This window comes from Flavobacterium sp. LM5 (assembly GCF_002017945.1).
Lineage (GTDB): Bacteria > Bacteroidota > Bacteroidia > Flavobacteriales > Flavobacteriaceae > Flavobacterium > Flavobacterium succinicans.
Window position 1 is genome coordinate 1 of sequence record NZ_MUFX01000039.1, and the last position, 2,873, is coordinate 2,873.

The 2,873-nt window shown below is 37.2% G+C and carries 2 pseudogenes; one reads left to right on the plus strand and one right to left on the minus strand.

Annotated features, from left to right (window positions below):
• Positions 1-240: 240 nt before the first annotated feature.
• Positions 241-1,396 (plus strand): annotated as a pseudogene (locus tag BXU11_RS17115) (5-(carboxyamino)imidazole ribonucleotide synthase).
• A 78-nt stretch (positions 1,397-1,474) separates the two neighbouring features.
• Here the strand turns inward: BXU11_RS17115 and BXU11_RS17120 are convergent.
• Positions 1,475-2,630 (minus strand): annotated as a pseudogene (locus tag BXU11_RS17120) (5-(carboxyamino)imidazole ribonucleotide synthase).
• Positions 2,631-2,873 lie beyond the last annotated feature (243 nt).

Below are 2,873 nucleotides of genomic sequence, written 5' to 3' on the forward strand. Positions count from 1 at the left end.
AAAGCAAAATTTTTTCTAAATAAACCTTTCAATTTTAAGTATCCAATAAGTCGGAATTATTAAAACATAACTGTATGAAATCCACAAAATCAAATTAGAACCGAGTAAATTATCCGCATTCCAAGCCAAAATATTGAAGTTTGAAAGGCTAAAAAAAACATACTACAAGTCAAAACAGCAAACAATAAATTGACATTTGTATTTTATCAATTATCTTTGTCGCTTTCAAAACACACAACCATGAATTATTTTTCTTCTGATTTTAAACTAGGCATATTAGGTGGCGGACAATTAGGCAAAATGCTGTTGTTTGACACGCGAAAATTCGATATACAAACCTATGTACTAGACCCTAGCGACGAGGCCCCTTGCAAAATCGCTTGTAACCAATTCTTCAAAGGCGATTTGATGGATTTTGATACCGTATACAACTTTGGAAAACAAGTCGATGTACTGACTTTCGAAATCGAATTGGTAAATCTAGAAGCCTTAGAAAAACTAGAAAACGAAGGCAAAAAAGTATATCCATCTCCAAAAACCTTGCGTTTGATTCAGAACAAAGGCGTTCAAAAAGATTTTTACACACAACATAATATCCCTACCGCTCCCTATACTCGATTTGAAAATCTTGAAGCATTACAATTGGCTGTTGCCTCTAGCATAGTCGAGTTACCTTTTGTGTGGAAATGTACTGAATTTGGTTACGACGGAAACGGCGTAAAAGTGGTTCGAAAAGCTTCGGATTTGGATTTGTTACCCAATGTAGAATGCATTGCCGAAACGATGATTCCATTCAAAAACGAATTGGCCGTTATCGTTTGCCGAAATCCATCGGGCGAAATCAAAACCTATCCTGTGGTCGAAATGGAATTTCATCCCGAAGCCAATCAGGTAGAATACGTAATCTGTCCTGCAAGAATCGATGAAAAAGTAGCCGAAAAAGCCAGAGCGATTGCACTAAATGTTTTCGCAACAATTCAACCACGTAGGTCTTTTGGCGGTTGAAATGTTTCAAACCGAAGACGATGACATTCTAGTGAATGAAGTAGCACCTCGTCCGCACAATTCAGGTCATTACAGCATTGAGGCGAGTTATACTTCGCAATTCGAAAATCATCTGCGTGCCATTTTGGATTTACCTTTAGGCAATACCGATAGCAAAGTGGCTGGAATTATGGTCAATTTAGTAGGTGCCGAAGGGCATTCAGGAGATGTAGTTTACGAAAACATCGAAACGATTTTAGGTTGGAACGGTGTTACGCCTCACATATACGGTAAAAAACAAACCCGTCCTTTTAGAAAAATGGGACACGTGACCATTGCGAATGAAAATATGGCTGAGGCAAGAAGAATTGCTGAGGAAGTAAAGAATACGATAAGAGTGATTTCTAAATAATTAAAAGATGGAATGATTTAAAGATTAAATAATTGGTTTAACCATAAATTCTAATCTTTAAATCATTCCATCTTTTAATTATTTAGAAATCACTCTTATCGTATTCTTTACTTCCTCAGCAATTCTTCTTGCCTCAGCCATATTTTCATTCGCAATGGTCACGTGTCCCATTTTTCTAAAAGGACGGGTTTGTTTTTTACCGTATATGTGAGGCGTAACACCGTTCCAACCTAAAATCGTTTCGATGTTTTCGTAAACTACATCTCCTGAATGCCCTTCGGCACCTACTAAATTGACCATAATTCCAGCCACTTTGCTATCGGTATTGCCTAAAGGTAAATCCAAAATGGCACGCAGATGATTTTCGAATTGCGAAGTATAACTCGCCTCAATGCTGTAATGACCTGAATTGTGCGGACGAGGTGCTACTTCATTCACTAGAATGTCATCGTCTTCGGTTTGAAACATTTCAACCGCCAAAAGACCTACGTGGTTGAATTGTTGCGAAACATTTAGTGCAATCGCTCTGGCTTTTTCGGCTACTTTTTCATCGATTCTTGCAGGACAGATTACGTATTCTACCTGATTGGCTTCGGGATGAAATTCCATTTCGACCACAGGATAGGTTTTGATTTCGCCCGATGGATTTCGGCAAACGATAACGGCCAATTCGTTTTTGAATGGAATCATCGTTTCGGCAATGCATTCTACATTGGGTAACAAATCCAAATCCGAAGCTTTTCGAACCACTTTTACGCCGTTTCCGTCGTAACCAAATTCAGTACATTTCCACACAAAAGGTAACTCGACTATGCTAGAGGCAACAGCCAATTGTAATGCTTCAAGATTTTCAAATCGAGTATAGGGAGCGGTAGGGATATTATGTTGTGTGTAAAAATCTTTTTGAACGCCTTTGTTCTGAATCAAACGCAAGGTTTTTGGAGATGGATATACTTTTTTGCCTTCGTTTTCTAGTTTTTCTAAGGCTTCTAGATTTACCAATTCGATTTCGAAAGTCAGTACATCGACTTGTTTTCCAAAGTTGTATACGGTATCAAAATCCATCAAATCGCCTTTGAAGAATTGGTTACAAGCGATTTTGCAAGGGGCCTCGTCGCTAGGGTCTAGTACATAGGTTTGTATATCGAATTTTCGCGTGTCAAACAACAGCATTTTTGCCTAATTGTCCGCCACCTAATATGCCTAGTTTAAAATCAGAAGAAAAATAATTCATGGTTGTGTGTTTGAAAGCGACAAAGATAATTGATAAAATACAAATGTCAATTTATTGTTTGCTGTTTTGACTTGTAGTATGTTTTTTTTAGCCTTTCAAACTTCAATATTTTGGCTTGGAATGCGGATAATTTACTCGGTTCTAATTTGATTTTGTGGATTTCATACAGTTTATGTTTTAATAATTCCGACTTATTGGATACTTAAAATTGAAAGGTTTATTAGAAAAATTTTGCTTTCAGAA